The 22,496-nt window shown below is 71.6% G+C and carries 15 protein-coding genes; 4 read left to right on the top strand and 11 right to left on the bottom strand.

Translation table 11 applies throughout. From position 1 onward, the window contains the following. Positions 1-19: 19 nt before the first annotated feature. From LHJ74_RS22365 to LHJ74_RS22355, 3 genes are all read right to left on the bottom strand, one after another. A complete protein-coding gene (locus LHJ74_RS22365) occupies positions 20-1,885 on the bottom strand; it encodes an acetolactate synthase large subunit (RefSeq protein ID WP_260219923.1) in 1,866 nt (621 codons plus the stop codon). Positions 1,886-2,157: 272 nt separating this feature from the next. Beyond that, entirely contained in the window at positions 2,158-5,316 is a 3,159-nt protein-coding gene (locus tag LHJ74_RS22360; RefSeq protein WP_260219922.1) for a putative bifunctional diguanylate cyclase/phosphodiesterase, read from the bottom strand. A gap of 222 nt (positions 5,317-5,538) precedes the next feature. Next, positions 5,539-6,516: a 2-hydroxyacid dehydrogenase gene (locus tag LHJ74_RS22355; protein WP_260219921.1), complete on the bottom strand. Its 978-nt coding sequence runs from the start codon at positions 6,514-6,516 to the stop codon at positions 5,539-5,541. Between the two features lie 70 nt (positions 6,517-6,586). On the opposite strand from LHJ74_RS22355, the gene LHJ74_RS22350 reads away from it, so the two are divergent. From LHJ74_RS22350 to LHJ74_RS22340, 3 genes are all read left to right on the top strand, one after another. Beyond that, complete coding sequence (locus tag LHJ74_RS22350) at positions 6,587-7,600, top strand: aldo/keto reductase (RefSeq protein ID WP_260219920.1); 1,014 nt, start codon at positions 6,587-6,589, stop codon at positions 7,598-7,600. 185 nt (positions 7,601-7,785) lie between these two features. Beyond that, a complete protein-coding gene (locus LHJ74_RS22345; RefSeq protein ID WP_260219919.1) occupies positions 7,786-8,925 on the top strand; it encodes a PQQ-dependent sugar dehydrogenase in 1,140 nt (379 codons plus the stop codon). Positions 8,926-9,035: 110 nt separating this feature from the next. Then, complete coding sequence (locus tag LHJ74_RS22340) at positions 9,036-9,260, top strand: DUF6191 domain-containing protein (protein ID WP_260219918.1); 225 nt, start codon at positions 9,036-9,038, stop codon at positions 9,258-9,260. A gap of 110 nt (positions 9,261-9,370) precedes the next feature. On the opposite strand, the gene LHJ74_RS22335 is transcribed toward LHJ74_RS22340, so the two are convergent. From LHJ74_RS22335 to gatC, 8 genes are all read right to left on the bottom strand, one after another. After that, entirely contained in the window at positions 9,371-12,592 is a 3,222-nt protein-coding gene (locus tag LHJ74_RS22335; protein ID WP_511262222.1) for a helix-turn-helix transcriptional regulator, read from the bottom strand. Continuing rightward, positions 12,574-12,795 (bottom strand): hypothetical protein, encoded by a 222-nt coding sequence (locus LHJ74_RS22330; protein ID WP_260219916.1) that lies wholly within the window; start codon positions 12,793-12,795, stop codon positions 12,574-12,576. The genes LHJ74_RS22335 and LHJ74_RS22330 overlap by 19 nt, the downstream gene beginning before the upstream one ends. 153 nt (positions 12,796-12,948) lie before the next feature. Next, positions 12,949-13,758, bottom strand: coding sequence for a hypothetical protein (locus tag LHJ74_RS22325; RefSeq protein ID WP_260219915.1), 810 nt, complete (start codon positions 13,756-13,758; stop codon positions 12,949-12,951). 45 nt (positions 13,759-13,803) lie between these two features. After that, positions 13,804-16,074 (bottom strand): MMPL family transporter, encoded by a 2,271-nt coding sequence (locus LHJ74_RS22320; RefSeq protein WP_260219914.1) that lies wholly within the window; start codon positions 16,072-16,074, stop codon positions 13,804-13,806. Between the two features lie 296 nt (positions 16,075-16,370). Then, entirely contained in the window at positions 16,371-17,879 is a 1,509-nt protein-coding gene (gene gatB, locus LHJ74_RS22315) for an Asp-tRNA(Asn)/Glu-tRNA(Gln) amidotransferase subunit GatB (protein WP_260219913.1), read from the bottom strand. 15 nt (positions 17,880-17,894) lie between these two features. Then, positions 17,895-18,140 carry a hypothetical protein gene (locus LHJ74_RS22310; protein WP_260219912.1) on the bottom strand — a complete coding sequence of 82 codons (246 nt, stop codon included), beginning with the start codon at positions 18,138-18,140 and terminating at the stop codon, positions 17,895-17,897. Next, positions 18,137-19,612, bottom strand: a complete 1,476-nt coding sequence (gene gatA, locus LHJ74_RS22305) for an Asp-tRNA(Asn)/Glu-tRNA(Gln) amidotransferase subunit GatA (protein WP_375546806.1) — start codon at positions 19,610-19,612, stop codon at positions 18,137-18,139. Before gatA ends, LHJ74_RS22310 begins: the two co-directional genes overlap by 4 nt. Before the next feature lie 41 nt (positions 19,613-19,653). Beyond that, entirely contained in the window at positions 19,654-19,950 is a 297-nt protein-coding gene (gene gatC / locus LHJ74_RS22300) for an Asp-tRNA(Asn)/Glu-tRNA(Gln) amidotransferase subunit GatC (protein ID WP_027751508.1), read from the bottom strand. 213 nt (positions 19,951-20,163) lie between these two features. On the opposite strand from gatC, the gene LHJ74_RS22295 reads away from it, so the two are divergent. Further along, entirely contained in the window at positions 20,164-22,419 is a 2,256-nt protein-coding gene (locus tag LHJ74_RS22295; RefSeq protein WP_260219911.1) for a serine/threonine-protein kinase, read from the top strand. Positions 22,420-22,496 lie beyond the last annotated feature (77 nt).

The following is a 22,496-nucleotide window of genomic DNA, read 5'->3' as shown; positions in this document are numbered from 1 at the left end:
TGTCGTGGATCTCCGATCCTCAGTCGTCGCTGTCGCCGAAGTCAGGCCGGACGCCGCGCGCCGCCATGACCTCGTCGTTGGAGGTGCCTGCCGCGACCATCGGCCAGACCATCGCGTCCTCATGGACGATGAAGTCGACGACGACGGGCCGGTCGTTGATGGCGTTCGCCTTCTCGATCACCGCGTCGAGCTGGGCCGGGTCCTCGCAGCGGATGCCGACACAGCCCATGGCCTCGGCCAGCTTCACGAAATCCGGGACACGCGTGCCCTTGGGCGCTGCCTCGCCATCGGCGCCACTGCCCGAGCTGAGCACGGTGTTGGAATAACGCTGGTTGTAGAAGAGCGTCTGCCACTGGCGGACCATGCCGAGCGCACCGTTGTTGATGATCCCGACCTTGATGGGGACGTTGTTGAGGGCGGCGGTCACCAGCTCCTGATTGGTCATCTGGAAGCAGCCGTCCCCGTCGATCGCCCAGACCGTACGGTCCGGGACGCCGACCTTGGCGCCCATCGCGGCCGGAACCGCGTACCCCATGGTGCCCAGGCCGCCGGAGTTGAGCCAGGTCGCGGGCTCGTCGTACTCGATGAAGTGCGCGGCCCACATCTGGTGCTGACCCACGCCCGCGGCGAAGATGGTGCCCTCCGGAGCGAGCCGGCCGATGCGCTCGATGACCTGCTGCGGGGAGAGCGAGCCGTCCTCGGGCAGGTCATATCCGAGGGGGTAGGTCTCGCGCCAGCGGTTCAGCTGCTTCCACCAGTCGCCGTAGTCGCCCCTGCGGCCGGCCTCGTACTCCGACTGGACGGCCACGATCAGGTCGGCGATGACCTCGCGGGCGTCGCCGACGATCGGCACGTCGGCGGCGCGGTTCTTGCCGATCTCGGCCGGATCGACGTCGGCGTGCACGACCTTCGCGTGCGGGGCGAAGGAGTCGAGCTTACCGGTCACCCGGTCGTCGAAGCGGGCGCCGAGCGCCACGATCAGATCGGACTTCTGCAGGGCGGTGACGGCCGCGACCGTACCGTGCATTCCGGGCATTCCCAGGTGCTGCGGGTGGCTGTCCGGGAAGCCGCCGATGCCCATCAGCGTGGTCACGACGGGGGCGCCGGTCAGCTCGGCCAGCACCTTCAGCTCGGCGGTGGCACGGGCCTTGAGCACCCCGCCGCCGACGTAGAGCACGGGGCGGGCGGCCTCACCGATCAGCTTGGCGGCCTCGCGGATCTGCTTGGCATGCGGCTTGGTGACCGGCCGGTAGCCGGGCAGGTCCTGCTGCGGCGGCCAGCTGAAGGGCCCGCGGTTCTGCAGTGCGTCCTTCGCGATGTCGACGACGACCGGGCCGGGGCGCCCCGTGGAGGCGATGTGGAAGGCCTCGGCGATCGTGCGCGGGATGTCGGCCGCTTCGGTGACCAGGAAGTTGTGCTTGGTGATCGGCATCGAGATGCCGCAGATGTCGGCTTCCTGGAAGGCGTCGGTACCGATGGAACGGGAGGCCACCTGGCCGGTGATGGCCACCAGCGGGACGGAGTCCATGTGGGCGTCGGCGATCGGCGTGACGAGGTTGGTGGCACCGGGGCCCGAAGTGGCCATGCAGACACCGACCTTGCCGGTGGCCTGGGCGTATCCGGTGGCCGCGTGGCCCGCGCCCTGCTCGTGCCGCACCAGGACGTGGCGCACCCGGGAGGAGTCCATCATCGGGTCGTACGCGGGAAGGATCGCTCCACCGGGAATGCCGAATACCGTGTCGGCGCCGACCTCCTCGAGTGAACGGATGAGGGACTGGGCGCCCGTCATGTACTCGACTCGCGCGGCCGGTGCGGCCTGCTGCTGTGATCCGCCGGTACGGGCCCGTGGCTGCGGTTTGGGGGCCCCGGTGGCCTGCTCGGTCATCGGCTGTCTCTTCTCGGAGAGTGAGGGTTGACGCTCGTTTTGTACGGTCTGTGCGTTTGGTGCCCCGTATCCCGGGCGGTGCCGGGGCATCGGTGCAACAAAAAACCCCCCGTGCCGTAAGGCAAGCGAGGGGAGCGCGTCGCTGGTCATCCGGGGGCAGTGCAGCCCCAGGTCAGCCGACGCGCTGTCCAAGTACGAGAATTCGGGTGCGCATGGCATTGACCTTCCTCCGAGCTGCCTGTAGGTGTCAAGCGGGTGGGACGGTCGTCTCACTATTTGAGCGCATCGGGGGATGCGGGTGACGCGTGCACTCCCTGGTCCGGCCCCGGCCCCCCGGCAGGGCCGGGGCCACCGAGCGGGCTGCCCGTGTGCCACGCGGGCAGCGATCCCGCGACGACGACCGAGCGCCCTGCTCCGGAGTGCTCCGCCGCCGACGGAACGGCCTCGGGCACCGGATAGCCGCCGCTGGTCAGCGCGCGGCGCAGCCGGTGCTCGTCCAGCGCGCCCGAGAAGGCGGCGCCCTGGCCGTGCGTACAGCCCATCGACCGCAGTACCGAAACCTGCTCGGGCAGGTCCACGCCGTCCGCGACCGAGGAGAGGCCCAGGTCTCCGGCGATCCGGAGCAGCCCGGAGGTGATCTTCCGCAGCCGAACGGACTCCGCGATGCCGTCCACCAGCCCGCGGTCCAGGCGCAGCAAGTCCAGGGGCAGTCGACGGAGCGCCGCCATCGCCGCGTAGCCGCTGCCGAATCCGTCCAGCGCGATGCCGACCCCGAGTCTGCGGAGCCCGGTCAGGCGCTGCTCCAGCTCGTCCAGGGGTATGCGCGGGTCGCTGTCGGACAGCTCCAGTATCAGCGAGCCGGGTGGCAGTCCGTGCCGCTCCAGCAGCGTCTCCACCGTGCCGAGGCCGAGTGCGCGGTTTGTCAGCCGGCCGGCGGAGAGCCGCACGGTCACGGGGGTCTCGAATCCGGCCCGGTGCCGGGCGGCGGCCTGCGCCACCGCCTCCTCCAGCAGCCAGCTGCTCATCTCGGACGCGCGATCACCCTGTGGCTCCGCGCCCCGCGCGCCGTCCGGGCGGAGGAACTCGGCGGGGGTGAAGAGTATGCCCTGCGAGGAGCGCCAGCGAGGCTGCGCCGTGACGGCGGTGACCAGTCCGCTGGCCAGCTCGATCACCGGCTGGTGCAGCAGGGTGAATTCACCGCGGTGCAGCGCGCTGCGCAGCTTGGTCGCCTGCTCGGCGCGGCGCGTCACATCGGCCTGCATCTGCGGGGCGTACAGCTTCACCTGCGCCTTGCCCGCCTGCTTGGCCCGGTACATCGCGAGGTCGGCGTTGCGCATCAGGCCGGCCGGGGAGATGCCGGGCTCGGCGAAGGCGATGCCGATGGAGGCGGCCACCCGCACCTCCGTGCCCTCCACCCGGTAGGGCTCGGAGAGGGTGAGCCGCAGTCTGTCCGCGATCTCCCGGATACGGGTCTCCCGGGCGCCGGAGGCGCGGGTGCTGGGGTTTCCGTCGCCGAGGATCAGGGCGGCGAACTCGTCGCCGCCCAGCCGGGCTGCGGTGTCCCCGGCCCGTACGGACTCCTGGAGGCGCCGGGCGGCGTTGATGAGCAGTTCGTCGCCCGCCTGGTGCCCGACGGTGTCGTTGACCGCCTTGAAGCCGTCCAGATCGATGAAGAGCACCGCGGTGTCGCCGTCGCCGCCGCGCCGCCCGCTCAGGGCCTGGCGCACCCGCTCGGTGAACAGCGCACGGTTGGGCAGGTCGGTCATCGGGTCATGCGAGGCGTTGTGCTGAAGTTGGGCCTGGAGACGCACGCGCTCCGTCACGTCACGGCTGTTGAAGATGAGCCCGCCCTGGTAGCGGTTGACGGTGGACTCGACGTTGAGCCAGTGCCCGGCGCCGTGCCGGAAGCGGCACTCGATGCGGGTGGAGGGCTCGGCCGAGGCCGGGGTCGCCAGGAAGCGGCGCACCTCGTGCAGGACGCGCGACAGATCCTCTCGATGTATCAGAGCAGCCAGTTCGGTGCCGATCAGGGCGTCGCCGTCCCGCCCGTAGACCCCCGCGGCGGCGGGCGACACATAGCGCAGCACCCCGCTGGCCGCGGCGATCATGATGACATCGCTGGAGCCCTGGACCAGGGAGCGGAAGTGGTTCTCCTTCTGGGCCAGCTCCTGGGTGAGCGAGATGTTGTCGACGAGCATGATGCCCTGCCGCACGACGAGCGCGAGCACCACCGTGCAGCCGGTGAACAGCACGACGCGGTCGATCTCACGGCCGTTTATCGAGTTGTAGATGATGCTCAGGGTGCAGACGGCGGCGGCCAGGTAGGGAGTGAGAGCCGCGAGTGAGCCCGCCATGGGGCCCCGCCCTCCGGGTGGGGGCGTCTCCGCCTGGGCGGAGGCGTGCGCGGTGTCAGGCGCCGGAGCGGGTGCCGCCGCTCCGGCACCGGACGTGCCGGAGGCGAGGCCGGGCGCGGGTGCCGGTCCGGGCACCGGGGTGCCGAAGTTCGCGCCCGGGACTGCCCGGTCCTGTCGTGCGCTGTGCCGCCCGCATCTACGGGATGTGCCGGACGGGCCGGACGTGCCGACCCAGGGCGCGTACGCGAGCAGCAGCGAGCCCGCGAACCAGCCCGCGTCGAGCAGCTGCCCCGAGCGGTAGCCCTCCCGGAGAGCGGGGAAGACGAACATGGTGTCGCACAGCACCGTCAGGGCCAGCGCCGCGACCGCGGTGTTGACGGCCGAGCGGGCCGCCTTGGGGCGCCTGAAGTGCAGCGCCAGGACCATGCTGACCAGCACGATGTCCAGCAGTGGATAGGCCAGGGTGAGGGCCGCGCGAGCGACCGTGGCGTCCTCCCAGGCGGCGATGTGGACGAGCGCCAGCGACCAGGAGAGAGTCAGCAGTGAACCGCCGATCAGCCACGCGTCGAGCCCCAGACAGACCCAGCCGGACCGGGTGACGGGGCGTCTGGCGAAGACCAGCAGGCCGATGATGGCCGGTGGTGCGAACAGCAGGAAGCAGTAGTCGGCGACGGACGTGCGCGGGACCGGCTGGTCCAGCACCAGCTCGTACCAGCCCCAGACGGCGTTGCCGAGCCCCACCATGGCGGAGGAGAGGCCGAAGAGGAACCAGGCGGGCCGTAAGCGGTTGCCCCGGTGGGCCCGTGCGTACCAGAGGCAGGAGGCGGCGGCGAGCAGTGCGGCCGCGCTCAGCCCGAAGTCGCCCATGACCAGAGCGACCGTCTCCGAACCCCAGCCGACCGCCGCCCCGGTGGCGTACGCGCCGCAGACGGCGGCGAGCACGATCCGGGGGACGGCACCGGAGGTGACCGCGCTGTACCAGGGCCGCCGGGTGGACCGCTCGGCCGACGCGGGCGGCGGCTGCGGTGCTTCCGGTGGCGTGGAGTGCGGGTGCGCTGGAGCCCCCTGGGCGCTCATCGCACACCCCCTGGAGACGGGGTGAGCCGTAGTCCGGGTGTGCTGTGCTCGCCGCACCGCACATGCCGCTTTCGGCGATTGGTCCGTTGGCCGCGCATCCCTCAGCCCCCCTCGTTGTCCTGGTTTCGCCCCCCGTCGGGACGATACACCAGGATGGTCACTCAGGGACATAGTTCCGATACGGTCCGTGACGGACAGGAATGCTGTACATTTCCTCCCTTTTCAGTCGGCCGTCACGAGGACGTGTTCCAGGGGTTCACCGGCTGCCCAGCGCTGCAGTTGGGCGCTCAGAAGGCGCTTCGCACGGGGCAGGAACGCCGTCGTGGGACCCCCTACATGCGGGGAGATCAGGACCCCGGGAGCCTGCCAGAGCGGGTGGTCCGCAGGCAGCGGCTCCGGCTCGGTGACGTCCAGCGCCGCCCGCAGCCTGCCCGACGTCAGCTCGTCCAGCAGCGAGCCGGTGTCCACCACGGCCCCGCGCCCGACGTTGACGAGCAGCGCGCCGTCCCGCATCCCCGACAGGAAGTCCTTGCCCGCCAGACCTCGGGTCGCTTCGGTGAGGGGCAGGCTGAGGATCACGACATCGGCGCGCGGAAGCAGATCGGGCAGTTCAGAGAGCGCGTGCACGGGACCGCGCGCCGTCGTACGCGCCGTCCGTGCCACGCGCAGGACTTCGGCGACCTCGAACGGGATGAGCCGGTCCTCGATGGCGCTGCCCACCGCGCCGTAGCCGACGATCAGCACGGACCGGTCGGCGAGCGCCGGATGGACGCCCGGCAGCCAGCTGCCGGACGGCTGCGCCCGTACGAACTCGGGGATGCCCCGCAGTGAGGCGAGGGTGAGGGTGAGGGCCAGTTCGGCCGTGCTGGTGTCGTGGACACCGCGTGCGTTGCACAGCTGAGTGCCACTGGGCAGATCGGGGACGGCCTGGGTGACATGGTCGATGCCCGCCGTGAGAGTCTGCACCACCCGTACGCCCGTCATGCGCCGCAGCGGGCGTACGGCCACCTCCGTGCCCTTCATGTACGGCACGACGTAGAAGGCGCAGCGCGCCGGATCGGCGGGGAAGTCCGGACCGCCGTCCCAGAAGCGGTAGGTGAGTGAGCCCGGCAGGCCGTCGATCTCGTCGGGCGGGACGGGGAGCCACACCTCGGTGGCGGCCTGCGAGGGGACGCTGGAGTTCGAGGACACAGAAGCCATGGCCAGAGGCTATGCGAAGAGTGTCGGAGGTACGCGCTAGTTTGGGGCCGTCAGGAGGGAGTTCATCCAGGTGGAGCGCAGGACTGTCGGTGCGGCGGCCCTTGAGGTCGGGGCGATCGGCCTCGGCTGCATGCCCATGAGCTGGGCCTACTCCGCCTCCCAGCAGGACGGCGAGAGCTCGCTGCGCACGCTGCACACCGCCCTGGACCGCGGCTGCACGCTCCTCGACACCGCCGACATGTACGGGCCGTTCACCAACGAGCTGCTGATCCGCAGGGTGCTCAAGGAGCGGCGGGCGGACGCCTTCGTCTCCACCAAGGGCGGCCTGCTCGTCGGCGACCAGCACATCGTGGCCAACGGACGGCCGGGCTACGTGAAACGCGCGTGCGACGCCTCGCTCCGGCGGCTGCGCACCGAGGTCATCGATCTCTACCAGCTGCACCGCGCCGACCCCGAGGTCCCGGTCGAGGAGACCTGGGGGGCGATGGCCGAGCTGGTCGCCGCCGGAAAGGTGCGGGCGCTGGGGCTGTGTGCCATGGGCGCGCGGGCCGACCGGCGCCCTGCCCACCGGCGCTCCGGCGGGTCGATGCACGAATCGACACTGCGACAGCTGGCCAGGATCCAGCAGATATTCCCGGTGAGCAGCGTGCAGGCGGAGCTGTCCGTCTGGTCCCGGGAGGCACTGGACGGCCTGCTGCCCTGGTGCGAGGCGCGCGGGGTGGGCTTCCTGGCGGCGATGCCGCTCGGCAACGGCTATCTGACGGGCACTCTGACCCCGGGCAGCGGCTTCGAGCCCGACGACATACGGGCCCGGCATCCACGCTTCACGGCGGAGATGATGGCCGCCAACCAGCCGATAGTCGCCGGGCTGCGCCGGACGGCCGGACGGCACGGGGCCGCCACCACCCCGGCCCAGGTCGCGCTGGCGTGGCTGCTGGCACAGGGACGCCATGTGGTCCCGGTGCCGGGCACGAAGAAGGAACGCTGGGCGTCCGAGAACGCGTCGGCGGCGGATCTGGTGCTGACCGCGGAGGACCTCGCGGAGATCGGCGCGCTTCCCCTGGGCCAGGGGTCCTGGGACTAGGGCGTGTTTGAGAAGTAGCGCCGCGACGGTCCTCGCGGCCAGCTGTCTTCACCGTCGCGGGGCCCGGATGACGGGGGATGTGATGTGCTGGGACTGACGGTTGGATCACCCGTGGTGGTCCGGGTACTCGGGAGGCGCTGAACGTGCGTAGGCATCCACTGGCAGGAGGATCCGCCAGGGCGGCCGTGGCGGTGATCGCCGCCGGAGCCCTGTTCGCGGCCGGGTGTACGTCCGATGGGGATTCGTCCGGTGAGAAGACCGGCAAGCCGGACAAGGGCAGCCCGTCGGCTTCCGGCAAGGAGCCGGACGGCGCCTCCCCCGCCGGCCCGCCCGCGAAGGGGTCCGTGAAGGTCGAGCGCACCGTGGCCACCGGGCTCGATTCGCCCTGGGGGATGGCGGCACTCCCCGACGGAGACCTGCTGGTCTCCTCCCGCGACACCGGCGAGATCCTCCGTGTCGACGGCAAGAGCGGCAAGAAGACCGAACTCGGTTCGGTGCCCGGGGTCGCCCCCGGCGGCGAGGGCGGGCTGCTGGGAATCGCGGTGCCCTCCGGCGACGCGAGCATGGTCTATGCCTATCTGACCACCGCCTCCGACAACCGCATCGTGCGGATGCTCTACGACGAGAAGAAGGAGCCGGGAAACCAGCTCGGTGCACCCGACAATCTCCTCAAGGGCATCCCGAAGGGCCAGATCCACAACGGGGGGCGCATCGCCTTCGGCCCGGACAAGATGCTCTACGCGGGTACGGGCGAAGCCGGGGACCAGGCACAGTCGCAGGACAAGGAGTCGCTCGGCGGCAAGATCCTGCGGATGACCCCCGACGGAGAGCCGCCCGGGCGGGGCAACCCCGAGGCGGACTCGGTGGTGCTCAGTTACGGCCACCGCAACGTACAGGGTCTGGCCTGGGACAAGGAGGAGCGGCTGTGGGCTTCCGAGTTCGGCCAGGACACCTGGGATGAGCTGAATCACATCGAGCCGGGCGGGAACTACGGCTGGCCGGAGGCCGAGGGCAAGGCCGAAGAGGAGGGGTACGCCGATCCGGTCGAGCAGTGGCGGACGGAGGACGCCTCGCCGAGCGGCATCGCCGTGGCCGAAGGCTCCGTGTGGATGGCCTCGTTGCGCGGTGAGCGGCTGTGGCGCGTCCCGCTGGCCGGGACGAAGCCGGTCGCGAAACCCCAGGCGTTCCTGGAGGGGAAGTACGGACGGCTGCGCACCGTCGTCCCGGACGGGCGGGACGGACTGTGGCTGCTCACCAATGAAACGGACTCGCGGGGCACCCCGGAGAAGGGTGACGACCGTATCCTGAAGCTGAAGGTGAGCTGACGGACGCGGGGCGGCCGCGCGGGCTCACCTCCGGAGGCGCCCGGCCGCCTACCGGGGCGCGCGGAAGCCGCCCCCGGGCAGGCCCCTGGGCGTGGGGAGGGAGCGGCACCATGCTCGGAATCAGCGAACTGTTCATGCCCGGCGCTCAGCACACCGAGGACGAGCGGCAGCGCCTCGACCACACCCGTGTGATCGAGGGCGACCACGGCTCGGGGCGTGGGCCGGTCGACCTGGAGTCGGGGCAGATAGTAGTCCTCACGCAGGAGGCGGTGCTGCCGCCGAAGCCGCGCGTCGAGGAGGCACCGGAGGAGGAGCGGGCGACCTTGCGGCGTTAGGGCGGCTCAGGACCTGCCCGGTGGAGTTGTGGGGAAAGCCCCGCCCCACCCAAACCACGCGCCCCACCCGGCCCGTCGGCCCGCCTGTGCGGTGAGTCCCGCCCGTGCCGTCAGCCGGTGACCGGCGATCCCGCGCCGGTGACCAGTCGAAGGCGGTGCGCCATCGCCGCCGCCTCACCGCGACCCGCCACACCCAGCTTCGTCATGATGTTCGACACATGGACACTGGCGGTTTTCGGCGAGATGAACAGCTGCTCGGCTATCTGCCGGTTGCTCCGCCCTGCGGCCACCAACTCCAGGACACCCCGCTCCCGCGCGGTGAGCCCGAACGAAGCGGCCGGCTCCGCCTCCTCCCGCGCGGCCTGCCGCGCGGAGCTCCGCCGCTTCACCTCGCCCGCCGCGGCGGCGCGCAGATCGATCCGGGCCCGAGCGGCGAGCTGCTCGGCCTCCTCCATAAGCGGCCTCGCGCCGAGTGTGGCCGCCGCGGCGTGCGAGAGCGTGAGCAGCTCCGTGGCCTTGGCGCGCGTGCCTTCCGCCACGCCTGAGCCCACCCCGGAGAGCAGCGCCTCCGCCCAGCGGTGACGGGCCTGTGCCAGCTCGTACGGCCGCTCCAGCGGCTCGAAGGCGGCGACGGCCTCCGCCCATTTCGTCTCGTCCGAAGCCCCTTGCGCGCGGGAGAGCTCGGCGCCCACCAGCAGCGAGTGCGCTTTCCACACCACCGCCGGATGCGGCAGTGTGCGGGCCACCCGCCGGATGAGCGCGAGCGCCTCCGCCCGCCCCGCCTCGGCGCCGGGGAGGCCGAGGAAGCCCGATTCGCTGCTGGCGGCCGAGTGCAGCAGCGGCCAGACGTAGACGTGCATCCCGACCGGGATCTCCTGGTCGAGCGCGCCCTCCAGCTCCGCACGCGCCTGGGTGTACGCGCCCCTGTGCGCCGCGAGAACCAGGGCGAAGCGGCGGGCCGGGAGTTCACAGTGCGGCTGGCGCGGCCGGGGCAGTTGCTCGCGCACCCTTGCATGGGCGACCTCCAGGGCGGCGAAGTCCCCCCGGTTCATGGCGAGCTGGCAGGACAGCAGTTCCTGCCAGCCACGGGTGGTGGGCCAGACGGCGAGACGGCGGGCCTTCTCCACCAGCTCGGCGGCCTCGTCCCAGCGCCCCATCGACTGCAGCGCGGCCGCCTGGTTCCCCAGCGCGAACGCTTGCTGGTCGCGCCTGCCGTGCTCCTCGGCGGCCCGGGCACCCTGGGCCGCCTCCTCGACCGCTTCGGACGAGCGCCCCACCAGATCCAGCTCGGCCGCGAGATTGATGCCGGCGCGGCACACCAAGGCGTACGCCCCCAGCTCGACGGCCCGCTCACGGGCAGTGCGGATCTCCGCCAGGCCCGCTTCCACATCTCCCGAATGCGCCATCAGCCCGCCCAGGGTGATCCGGGCGCTGGCCTCGGTGACTTCGGCGCCCACCACCCGGGCCAGCTCGACCGCGCGGACTGCCGTCGACAGCGCATCGGCGCCCGGGGCGTGCAGCATGCCCCAGCCTGCGGCTGCCGTCAGCACCGCCGCATGCACGGCCGACGGGGGCAGGCCGCGGACGAGCTGCTGGGCACGCGCGATCTCGTCCCATCCGTCGCTGCGGCCCAGTGCCTCCATCACCAGCGAGCGCTGCACCCAGAACCACGCGGCGCGCAGCGCGTCGTGGTTTTCGTCGAGCATGGCCAGCGCACGCTTCGCGACGGCCAGCGCACGCTCTATCTCGCCACCCGAGCGGGCGGCGACCACCGTCTCCGCCAGCAGATCCATGAAGCGCAGCGATTCCGCTTCGGGCTCTGCCGCGCAAGCCGGGTAGACCTCGGCGTCATCAATCGGCCGCAGCTTCGCCCGTACGGCGGCCGGGACGTCTTCCCACAGCTCGATCGCCCGCTCCAGCAACTGGTGCTGCTCGGCGTACGCGTGCTGTGCGCGGGCCTCCACCGAGGCTGCCAGCACGGCGGGCAGCGCCTTCGCCGCGTCCCGGCCGCGATACCAGTGGTGCGCCAGTCTGGTCGCGCGCACCTCGGCCCGGACGAGCCCGGGATCGGCCTCCAGCGCCTGGGCATAGCGGCGGCTGATCCGTGCGCCCTCGCCGGGAAGCAGATCGTCGCTGACGGCCTCGCGCAGCAGTGCGTGCCGGAAGCGGTAGCCGCCGTCGAGGCCGACGTCGTCCGCGGGCAGCAGGACGCTCGCCCCGACGGCGGCGCGCAGGGCCTCCAGCAGCTCGTCCTGGGGCAGCTCGCACACGGTGGCCAGCAGGGTGTGCTCGACCTTGGAGCCGCCCTGGGCGGCGATGCGCACCACGCGCTGCGCCGGCTCCGGCAGCGCCTCGACCCGGACCAGCAGCAGATCGCGCAGCGATTCGCTGATCCCGCAGGTGGCGCAGTTCTCGGTGAGCTCCTCCACGAAGAACGGATTGCCGTCCGTACGGTCGAAAATGGTTTCCACCAGCTCCGATTCGGGCTCGGCCACGCCCTGGATACCGGCGATCTGCGCCCGCACCTCCGTCAGGCTGAGCCGGGGCAGCTCGATACGGCGCACCGTACGCAGCCGGTCGTGCTCGGCGAGGAAGGGGCGGAGCGGGTGGCGGCGGTGGATGTCGTCCGCGCGGTACGTCGCGACCAGGATCAGCCGGCAGGACTGGACGGAGCGGTAGAGATAGCCGAGCAGCTCACGGGTGGAGCGGTCGGCCCAGTGCAGGTCCTCGATGGCGAGCACGAGAGTGCGCCCACCGGCCAGCCGCTCCAGCAGCTGCGCGGTCAGCTCGAAGAGCCGGGCCCGGCCGTCCTCGCCGCCGTAGACCTCGCGGTGTGCGGAGGCGGCCGCGGCCGGGAGCGGTGCCAAGTCCGGCAGCAGCCGGGCCAGCTCGGCCTCCCGCCCGCCAGCCGCCGCCATGATCTCGGCGCCGCCGAGCGTCCGGTGCAGGGAGCGCAGCGCCGTGGCGAAGGGGGCGAACGGCAGGCCGTCCGCCCCCAGCTCCAGACAGCCGCCGAGGGCGGTGACGGCGCCCTGCTTCCGGGCGTGCCCGAGGAACTCCTCCAGCAGCCGGGTCTTGCCGACACCGGCCTCGCCGCCGACCAGCAGGAGTTGGGGCTCACCCGCATCGGCGCGCACGAGCATCTCCGTGAGGGCGGCGAACTCCTCACTGCGGCCGACGAAGACCGGGCTGACCGCGATGTTGTTCTCCACGCCGCCCAGCATGACACCGCCCACCGACATCGGGGCTGCTCCGGCGCTGTCCAGTGCGGTGGCCGGGAGGCTCTCCCGGGAAACCGGCATCGTCCGTCCGCCTACGCTGCCTTGGTCCACCGGGCGGTGTGCCGCCTCACCCGCCCCTCTGCCTCGTCGTCCAGCTGACGCCGGCGGCGGCCGGTGACGGCCCTCCGTGCCTGCCGCTCCTCGGCCGCGGCGCGGCGCAGGTCGTCGATCCGCAGCAGCTGTGCCTGGTACTGGCCTTCGTGCATGGTGTGCTCTCCCGAGACTTGGTGGTGCGCGTCTTCCGATGGCTCCACTCTCTTCTCCCAGGGGGGTCGGCCACATCGGGCGCCTTCCCAGTGTTGACGCTTCGGGGTGCCTTAGACGGCGCGGCGGGATGCCTTAGGAGAGGCCCCCAGGGCCTGTCCTGGACGGTGCGGCTGCGGCTCGGCCTTACGTCCGGCTACGCGCTACGGGGCTTCCGCGCCGTCCGCGCCGTCCGGGGCCCGCAGCAGCTGCTCCGTCAGCTCCGCCCGCAGCTGCGCGGCGTCCTTGCGCAGTACGCCGGGCGCCGCCTTGTTCCACCGGGCGGCCGTCTCGTCCAGCGCGGCTGCCAGCTCACGCCGCACCCGGACCCGGCCGACGAGGAGCGCCAGCCCCACCAGGGGCCGGGCCAGCGCGCGGCCCCGCACGGAGACGGTGCAGGTGAGTTCCACCCGCCCGCCGGCCACCGCCCGGGGAGTGACGCGCAGGCGGGCGCGGGCCAGCCGGTGGTCCACGGCGCCGGTGACGGGCGCCGTCCCGCGCCGTGCGCCGCGCCGCCGGTCCGCCGCACTCCACCAGGCCGCCAGGTCCACCCGCAGCATGCCGGAGGCGCGCCGCAGGACGGAACTGCGGCCCGGGGCGGTGAAGTGCCAGTCGCCCCCGAGCGTGCCGGGACGGCGCGCGCCGGCCAGCCGTACGCTCCCGGTGAGCTCCGCACCGTCGGCGGATCGCGCCTCCAGCCGTACGGCGGTGGCCGAGGCGCGCTGCCACTCCTGGATCAGGAGCGCGGCCCGTGAACCGTCCGCCTCCGGCTGCGCCTCGTAGCGCGTGCCGGGGCGCAGGTGCTCTCCGTGCGCCAGGCGCACTTCGGGCACCGCGCGGCCGTCGGAGAGACGGAGCGCGCCGTCCGGCTCGGCACGTACGGACTCGGCGAGGTCATGCAGCATCAGGAGGTACGCCTCGAACCAGCGCCGCGGCACGGGGACTATGGTGACGCGGTGCCGGAATCGGGCCATGCGGGCATCATCGCGGCCGCGCCGTACGCCGCGCAACGGAGGGGGTCAGGACCCGGAGGGCGCCGGGGCGTTCTCCCGCGGAGCCGGTATCGTTCCGGCGGAGCCCACCGGCTGGTCCGCGTCCGCGTCCGCGTCCTCGGGCACGGGCACCTGCTCTGCCGGGGGCTCGATGCTGAACCGCGGCAGTATCCGCTCCAGCCACTTCGGCAGCCACCAGTTGGCGCCGCCCAGCAGATGCATCAGCGCCGGGACCAGCAGGGTCCGCAGCACGAAGGCGTCCAATGCCACGGCGGCGGCGAGGCCGATGCCGAACATCGCGATGATCCGGTCGCCGCTGAGGACGAACGCCCCGAAGACCGCGATCATGATCGCCGCCGCCGAGTTGATCACCCGCCCGGTCTCCGCGAGGCCGACTCGTACGGCACGGCGGTTGTCGCCGGTCAGCTGCCACTCCTCGTACATCCGGCTCACCAGGAAGACCTGGTAGTCCATCGAGAGCCCGAAGAGCACCGCGATCATGATCACCGGCAGGAAGGGCTCGATCGGCCCCGCCCCGCCCATGCCCAGCAGCCCGAGGCCCCAGCCCCACTGGAAGACCGCGATCACCACACCGAAGGACGCCGCGACCGCCATCACGTTCATCACGGCGGCCTTGAGCGGGATGCCGATACTGCGGAAGGCCAGCAGCAGCAGCGCGGAGCCCAGCGCGACGACAACACCCAGGAAGAGCGGCAGCTTACCGAGGATCACGGACGCGAAGTCGTCATAACTCGCCGTCTGCCCGCCCACATGGACCTGCAGCGGCTTCCCATCCGTCTGCTGCGGAAGGACCTCCGTGCGCAGCCGTTCCACCAGCCGCGACGTCTCGTTCGCCTGCGGGGAACTCTCCGGAACGATGGTGATCACGCCGGTGTCGCCGCTGCCGTTGAGCTTCGCGGCGGTGACCTCGGCGATACCCTCGGTGCCGCGCAGCCGGCCGGGAAGTTCGTCGAAGGCGAGTTTGCCCGCCGCCCCGTCGATCTCGGCGACGAGGGTGAGCGGTCCGTTGGCGCCCGGCCCGAAACCCTCGGCCAGCATGTCGTACGCCTGGCGGGTGGTGGCGGTGGCCGGTGCGTTCCCCTGGTCGGAGGTGCCCAGCTGGAGCCCGAGCACGGGCAGGGACAGCACCACCATCACGACCGCCGCCACACCGCCCAGCAGCTTGGGATGACGCTCCACGAAGGCGGACCAGCGCGCGGCCGGCCCGGTGATCCCCTCCTGGGAGGTGGGACCGGTGACGGCCAGCCTGGCCCGCTCCCGGCGGCTGAGGGCTTTGTCGCCGATGAGGCCGAGCAGCGCCGGCAGCAGGGTCACCGAGGCCAGCACTGCCAGCACCACGGTCATCGAGGCCGCGACGGCGACGCCGTTGAGGAAGTCCAGCCGCAGCACCAGCATGCCCAGCAGGGCGATGCACACGGTCACCCCGGCGAAGACGACGGCCCGGCCGGCGGAGGCCACCGCCCGTTCGGCGGCGACGGCGACCGCGAGCCCCTCCTTCAGGCCCCGCCGGTGCCGGGTGACGATGAACAGGGCGTAGTCGATGCCCACACCCAGCCCGATCAGGGTGCCGAGCATGGGGGCGAAGTCGGCGAGAGTCATCAGGTGGCCGAGTAGTCCGATGCCGAGATACGCGGTGCCGACGCTCACCAGGGCGGTGACGATCGGCAGCAGCATGGCCGCGAGGGAGCCGAAGGCGAGCAGCAGCACGACGGCCGCGGCTGCCACTCCGATGAGCTCACTCAGATGCGAGGTGACCCCTTCGGTGGTGGCGACTCCCGGCCCGCCGAGGGCGACGTCCAGGCCCGCCACGTCCTCGGCGGCGCCCTGCGCCTCGTCGACGACAGCCGCCACCTGGCCCTTGTCCAGGTCGTCCGTGCCCGCGGCGAAGTGCACGGTGGCGTACGCGGTGCGGCCGTCGGCGCTGATTTGGTCCGCCCCGTCGGTGCCGTACGGGCCGCTGACCTGGGAGACACCGGGGAGTCCGGCGATGCGGGTGAGCGCCTGCTGCATCCGCTGCTCGACCTCACCCCCGCGCACGCTCCCGGCGTCTTCACCGGTCGTACGCCAGACCATGGAGTCGCTGTCTCCGGCCTGCTGCGGAAATCCCTCACTGAGCAGTTCCCCGGCTCGCACCGACTCGGTGCCCGACACCCCGTAATCGTTCGAGTAGGCCGTACCCGCGGTGGCCACAGCGGCCCCGACGCCGACGAGAGCAGCGAGCCACAACGCCATGATGACGAGACGGCGGCGCAGACACCACCGGGTGAGTCGGACCATATGCGGTTCCCTGTTCGGTCTGTGGATCTTTCAGGGAATCGTGGCCCTCAAAGAGCACATGCGCATGGATGTGGCGATGCGTCGACTCTGGCACCTTCTTTAGATCATTCGGACTTATCGTGCGCTTACTCACACGCCGCAGCTCAGATGGAGCACACAAGGTGAAGGGGCGGCCACCCGCTGGTTTCGCGGATGGCCGCCCCGTCCGGGCAGGTGTTGATCATTCGCTCGGGGCAAGCCGCTCGAGGCAGTGCCCGACTATTCGCTCGGGGCAAGCCGCTCGAGGCAGTGCCCGACTATTCGCTCGGGGCAAGCCGCTCGAGAATGAGTTCCCGCACCCGCCCCGCGTCCGCCTGTCCACGGGTGGCCTTCATGACCGCGCCGACCAGGGCGCCCGCCGCCGCGGTCTTGCCGCCGCGGATCTTGTCGGCGATTGCGGCGTTGCCCGCGATCGCCTCGTCGACGGCCGTGCCGAGCGCGCCCTCGTCCGAGACGACCTTCAGGCCGCGCTTCTCGACGACCTCGTCCGGGGTGCCCTCACCGGCGAGTATGCCCTCGATCGTCTGGCGGGCCAGCTTGTCGTTGAGGGAGCCCTCGGCGACCAGCTCGGACAGCCGGGCGACCTGCTCCGCGGTGATGGGCAGGTCGGCGAGTTCGAGGCCTTCCTCGTTGGCGCGTCGCGCCAGCTCGCCCAGCCACCACTTGCGCGCCTGATCGGCCGGGGCGCCCGCGTCGATCGTGGCGACGATCAGGCCGACCGCGCCCGCGTTGAGCGCGGACTGCATCTCGTGCTGGGAGATGCCCCACTCCTCGCGCAGCCGGTTGCGGCGCAGGCGCGGCAGTTCGGGCAGTTCGGCACGGAGCTCCTCCACCCACTCGCGCGAGGGGGCGACGGGCACCAGATCGGGCTCGGGGAAGTAGCGGTAGTCCTCCGCCTCCTCCTTGATCCGCCCCGAGGTGGTGGAGCCGTCCTCCTCGTGGAAGTGGCGGGTCTCCTGGAGGATCGTGCCGCCGCTGTCGAGGACGGCGGCGTGCCGCTGGATCTCGAAGCGCGCAGCACGCTCGACCGAGCGCAGCGAGTTGACGTTCTTCGTCTCCGACCGGGTGCCGAAGGCGGCCCTGCCGTGCGGGCGCAGCGACAGGTTCACATCGCAGCGCAGCTGACCCATCTCCATACGGGCGTCGGAGACGCCGAGTGCACGGATGAGTTCGCGCAGTTCGGCGACGTACGCCTTGGCCACCTCAGGCGCGCGCGCCCCCGCGCCCTCGATCGGCTTGGTGACGATCTCGATCAGCGGGATCCCGGCGCGGTTGTAGTCCAGCAGTGAGTGCGAGGCGCCGTGGATACGGCCGGTCGCGCCGCCGATGTGGGTGGACTTGCCGGTGTCCTCCTCCATGTGGGCCCGCTCGATGCCGACCCGGAAGACCTCCCCGTCCTCCAGCTGGACGTCGAGATAGCCCTCGAAGGCGATCGGTTCGTCATACTGGGAGGTCTGGAAGTTCTTCGGCATGTCCGGATAGAAGTAGTTCTTCCGGGCGAAGCGGCACCATTCGGCGATGTCGCAGTTGAGCGCGAGGCCGATCCGGATCGCCGACTCGACGCCGGTCGCGTTGACGACGGGCAGCGAGCCGGGCATGCCGAGGCAGGTGGGGCAGGTCTGGCTGTTCGCGTCGGCACCGAGGCCGGTCGCGCAGCCGCAGAACATCTTGGTCCTGGTGCCGAGCTCCACGTGGACCTCGAGGCCCATGACGGGGTCGTAGGCGTCGAGCGCGTCCTCGTACGACGCCAGTTCAGTGACGGTCACGGAATTTCTTGCCTCTCAGTCGTCCGCGAGGACATCGTCCGTGTCCAGGCGCCGGATCTCTCGTACGAGCAGGGCAACGCCCGTGACGATCCCGGCGGCCGAGACCGCCACGTCCAGCAGCTGGAGCTTGTCGCCCTCCTCGCGGGCACGCTGTGCCCGCTTGACGGTGCCGACCACACCGAACAGTGAGGTCGCGATGGACATGTACATCCCGGTCTTTGACTTCTTGAAACCCTTGGCCTTCTGCAGCGTTCCACTCACAGTGACGGTGCCTCCTCAAGCAGGGGATGGCCCCAACGTGCCTGGAGAGCGGCCTCGATCGCCGCACCGACACGGTAGAGCCGGTCATCGGCCATGGCGGGGGCGATGATCTGGAGCCCCACCGGCAGGCCGTCCTCCGGCGCCAGGCCGCAGGGAAGCGACATGGCGGCGTTGCCCGCCAGGTTGGACGGGATGGTGCACAGGTCGGCGAGGTACATCGCCATCGGGTCGTCGGCCCGCTCCCCGATCGGGAAGGCGGTGGTCGGCGTGGTCGGCGAGATCAGCACGTCCACGCTCTCGAACGCCTTGCCGAAGTCGCGCGTGATGAGCGTACGGACCTTCTGGGCCGATCCGTAGTACGCGTCGTAGTAGCCGGAGCTGAGCGCGTAGGTGCCGAGCATCACACGCCGCTTCACCTCGTCACCGAAGCCCGCCTCCCTGGTGAGGGCGGTGACCTCCTCCGCACCGCGGCTGCCGTCGTCGCCGACCCGCAGCCCGTAGCGCATGGCGTCGAACCGGGCGAGGTTCGAGGAGCACTCGCTCGGGGCGATCAGGTAGTACGCGGCCAGCGCCTTGGTGAAGGACGGGCAGGAGACCTCGACGACCTCGGCGCCCAGCTCCCGCAGCAGTTCGACGGACTCGTCGAAGCGCTGCATGACCCCGGCCTGGTAGCCCTCGCCGCGGAACTCCTTGACGACACCGACCCGCAGGCCCGTCACGTCGCCCTGGCGGGCGGCGGCGACAACATCGGGGACGGGCTGGTCGATGGAGGTGGAGTCCAGCGGGTCGTGCCCCGCGATGACCGCGTGCAGCAGGGCGGCGTCCAGCACCGTACGGGCGCACGGTCCGCCCTGGTCGAGGGAGGAGGAGAAGGCGACCATGCCGTACCGGGACACGCCGCCGTACGTCGGCTTGACGCCCACGGTCGCGGTCATGGCGGCGGGCTGTCGGATGGAACCGCCGGTGTCGGTGCCGAGGGCGAGCGGCGCCTCGAAGGCGGCCAGCGAGGCGGACGAGCCGCCGCCTGAGCCGCCCGGGATCCGGGTCAGGTCCCACGGGTTGCCGGTCGGACCGAAGGCGCTGTTCTCGGTGGAGGATCCCATCGCGAACTCGTCCATGTTGGTCTTGCCGAGGATGACGACGTCCGCGTCCTTGAGCCGCTTGGTCACGGTCGCGTCGTACGGCGGGATCCAGTTCTCGAGGATCTTCGAACCGACCGTGGTCGGGATGCCCTCGGTGGTGAAGATGTCCTTCAGGGCGAGCGGCACTCCGGCCAGCGGGCCGAGCTCCTCGCCGCGCGCCCGCTTCTCGTCCACCGCGCGGGCCTGGGCGAGCGCGCCCTCGCGGTCGACGTGCAGGAAGGCGTGCACCTTCTCGTCGACGGCGGCGATACGGGCCAGATGCGCCTCGGTCACCTCGACCGCGGTCATCTCCCCGGCGGCGATCCCGGCGGCGATCCGGGCGGCGGACATGCTGGTCAGGCTCGTCACGTCAGTCAGGTCACTCATGGTGGTCACTCCTCCCCCAGGATCTGCGGCACCTTGAAACGCTGCTGTTCCTGGGCCGGGGCGCCGGAGAGCGCCTGCTGGGGGGTCAAGCTCGGTCGGACCTCGTCCGGGCGCATGACGTTGGTCAGCGGCAGCGGATGGGAGGTCGGTGGTACGTCCTCGTCGGCGACATCGGAAACGGCGGCGACCGCGCCGATGATGTCGTCGAGCTGACCGGCGAAGTGATCGAGCTCTTCGTCTTTCAGCTCCAGACGCGCCAGCCGTGCGAGGTGGGCGACCTCCTCGCGCGTGATGCCAGGCATGCGATCCTCAGGGGTGAGTGCGGGCGGTTCTTCTCGGTCCTTCTCGTTTCCCGCCCAATCCTATGGCGCCCGGCTCCCGGTCGGCGAAGCGGTTTGGCCGCGGAGTGGGAACTGCCGTGGAACGCGGGCGGAAATCGCCCGCAGAGTCGTGCCCCTGCCCGCTCTTCCTGCGCGTGGCTACGATGATCTTTCCGACGGGGGAACGGGGAGCTCATGGCGTACGGAGGGTCCGAGGGCAGGCTGACCGGACTGGAACTGGCTGGGCGGTACCGCCTTGAGGCACGCCTCGGCGCGGGCGGCATGGGCGAGGTCTGGCGGGCACGGGACCGGACGCTCGGGCGCGAGGTCGCCGTGAAGGTGTTCACGCCGCGGCAGGAGCCGGACGGCGAGGAGTACGCGGGCCTGCTGGCCCGGTTCCGCCAGGAGGCAAGGGTCGTAGCGGCGCTGGACAGTCCCTGCATCGTCGCCCTGCACGATCACGGCACCGCCCGCGTCCCCGATGGTGCGGAGGTTCCGTTCCTGGTGATGACACTGGTACGGGGGCGCACGCTCCAGCAGATCATCACCGCCGAGGGACCGCAGCCCGTCGGGCTCGCGCTGGAACGGGCGGCGCAGATCTGCCAGGCGCTGACGGCGGCGCACGCCCAGGGCATCGTGCACCGCGACATCAAACCGGCGAACGCGATGGTGAGCGACGACGGCGCACTGAAGGTGCTGGACTTCGGCATCGCCCGCATCGCCGAGACCGGCACCGGCGCGCTGAGGCTGACTCTCACCGGAGAGATGCCCTTCGGCAGCGTGCTCTACATGGCGCCCGAGCGCTTCCGCGACCAGGCGGGCGACGCCAGGACCGACCTCTACGCAGTCGGCTGCGTGCTGTACGAACTGCTGGCGGGACGCCCTCCCTTCAGCGGCAGCGCCGCCGGAATCATGTACAACCACGTGCACGACATGCCGGTCCCCCCGAGCCGTATCCGGCCGGAGGTGCCCGCCGAGGTCAACCGCGTCGTCATGGGCCTGCTGGCCAAGGACCCGGCGGACCGGCCGCAGGACGCGGCAGGGGTGGCGGAAATCCTCGCGGCCCTCGCGCGGGACGCAGCGCAGGCGCAGCCGGAGGACGAGGCAGGCCCGGAGGAGACGGAACCGGAGGAGACGGAACCGGAGGAGGCCCCGCCGGAGTCGGCGGCCCCACCGGTTCGGGACCCCGCACACGCACACGCCCCTACTCCGCGACGCATCGCCGTCCCGCCCCGTACCGGCTCCCGACCGTCCGCGCCGGTGCCCAGCCGTCCGCTCGACCGTGCTCCGGTACGCCCGGCCCGCCGGATCGGCGGCCGTACCACAGCCGTGCTCACGGCCGTCGGACTGCTGGCGGCGGTCGGTGTGGTCGCCGCCACCGGCTGGCCCGGGGAGGACGGCCCGCAGTACGTGATCGGTGTCCAGGAGGGGTTCGAGGTGGACGGCACGGGTGCGGACGCCGTACGCGCGGCTGTCGAGGACGCGGGCGAGGACCTGCCCTTCACCCTCAGGACCGTCCCCTTGAAGCACGCCGCCGACGCCAAGGAGCGCCGGCGGCTCGAGGACGGCTGGCTGGACCGTCACGAGGATCTGGTCGCTGTCGTCAATCCGCAGTCCGGCTCGCTCCTGTCCTCGAACGGCCCCGGGGATCCTGTGCTGGTCCACGGATGCCAGGGCTATCAGGCGCCCGGCAAGTGGGACGGCAAGACCTTCATGGCGTCGGCCACCCAGCAGCAGACGGGCGCCCGCATCGGTGAGTACCTCGCTGCCGCCGACGGTGTCGACACCGTGTACGTGCAGGACGCGACCGGCGTCCGGGTGGAAGCGCTGGTGGCGGCCCTGCGGCAGCAGGGGGTGCGGGTGGTCCAGGACGACGACCTGAAGAGTGCCGAGCGGCTGGATGAGAAGAAGCTGCGATCCGTCCTCACGGAGGCGGATGCGGACGCCGTCTATCTGGACGACGACAGGCGGTCCGCGTGGACAACAGCCGTGGACGAGAGCGGTTTCGAGGGACTGCGGATGCTCGCCGCCACGGACGTGGAATGCACAGACGAGCCGGGCTCCGACAGCCCCGCCCCGTCATCCGTCGAGGGCTGGCTGCTGGCCCGCAGCTTCTACTCCCCGGAGCGGGACCCGCAGAAGATGCGCCCGATCGGTGTCCGGTCGGCTCTCGGCGCGGAACTGGCAGCCGCACCGTTCGCCGTCGAGACGTACCAGGCGACACGCGCCCTGATCGACGCGCTCAGTGCCCTTCCCGAAGGGCACAGCGCGACACAGGCGCGGGAGGCGCTGGCGGCCGAGCTGGGCTCGGTGGACACCGAGGGCCCGGTGGGCCGGGTCCGCTTCGGAGAGCAGCGCACCGTACGCGAACCCGCCGTCTGGATCGACCGGGCCGAGGACGGCGCCTGGAAACAGACCGCCGCCCTGACGGCGCGCCCCCGGACGCCCTAGGGTCTGACAGATGGCGCCGTCCGCCCGGAGGGCGGTGCTGGCGGCGGCTGGTGCGTGCGGCTGCAAGGCGGAGGAGC

Source organism: Streptomyces gossypii (assembly GCF_025165795.1).
Classification (GTDB): domain Bacteria; phylum Actinomycetota; class Actinomycetes; order Streptomycetales; family Streptomycetaceae; genus Streptomyces; species Streptomyces gossypii.
Note: the sequence above shows the minus strand (reverse complement) of the source record. Positions and strands in the feature narration are given on the sequence as shown.

What these genes read in the sequence shown, in the direction of transcription:
- LHJ74_RS22365 (WP_260219923.1), bottom strand. Translation starts at nt 1,885, where the DNA reads ATGACCGAGCAGGCCACCGGGGCCCCCAAACCGCAGCCACGGGCCCGT.
- LHJ74_RS22360 (WP_260219922.1), bottom strand. Translation starts at nt 5,316, where the DNA reads ATGAGCGCCCAGGGGGCTCCAGCGCACCCGCACTCCACGCCACCGGAA.
- LHJ74_RS22355 (WP_260219921.1), bottom strand. Translation starts at nt 6,516, where the DNA reads ATGGCTTCTGTGTCCTCGAACTCCAGCGTCCCCTCGCAGGCCGCCACC.
- LHJ74_RS22340 (WP_260219918.1), top strand. Translation starts at nt 9,036, where the DNA reads ATGCTCGGAATCAGCGAACTGTTCATGCCCGGCGCTCAGCACACCGAG.
- LHJ74_RS22325 (WP_260219915.1), bottom strand. Translation starts at nt 13,758, where the DNA reads ATGGCCCGATTCCGGCACCGCGTCACCATAGTCCCCGTGCCGCGGCGC.
- LHJ74_RS22320 (WP_260219914.1), bottom strand. Translation starts at nt 16,074, where the DNA reads ATGGTCCGACTCACCCGGTGGTGTCTGCGCCGCCGTCTCGTCATCATG.
- gatA (WP_375546806.1), bottom strand. Translation starts at nt 19,612, where the DNA reads ATGTCCGCCGCCCGGATCGCCGCCGGGATCGCCGCCGGGGAGATGACC.
- gatC (WP_027751508.1), bottom strand. Translation starts at nt 19,950, where the DNA reads ATGCCTGGCATCACGCGCGAGGAGGTCGCCCACCTCGCACGGCTGGCG.
- LHJ74_RS22295 (WP_260219911.1), top strand. Translation starts at nt 20,164, where the DNA reads ATGGCGTACGGAGGGTCCGAGGGCAGGCTGACCGGACTGGAACTGGCT.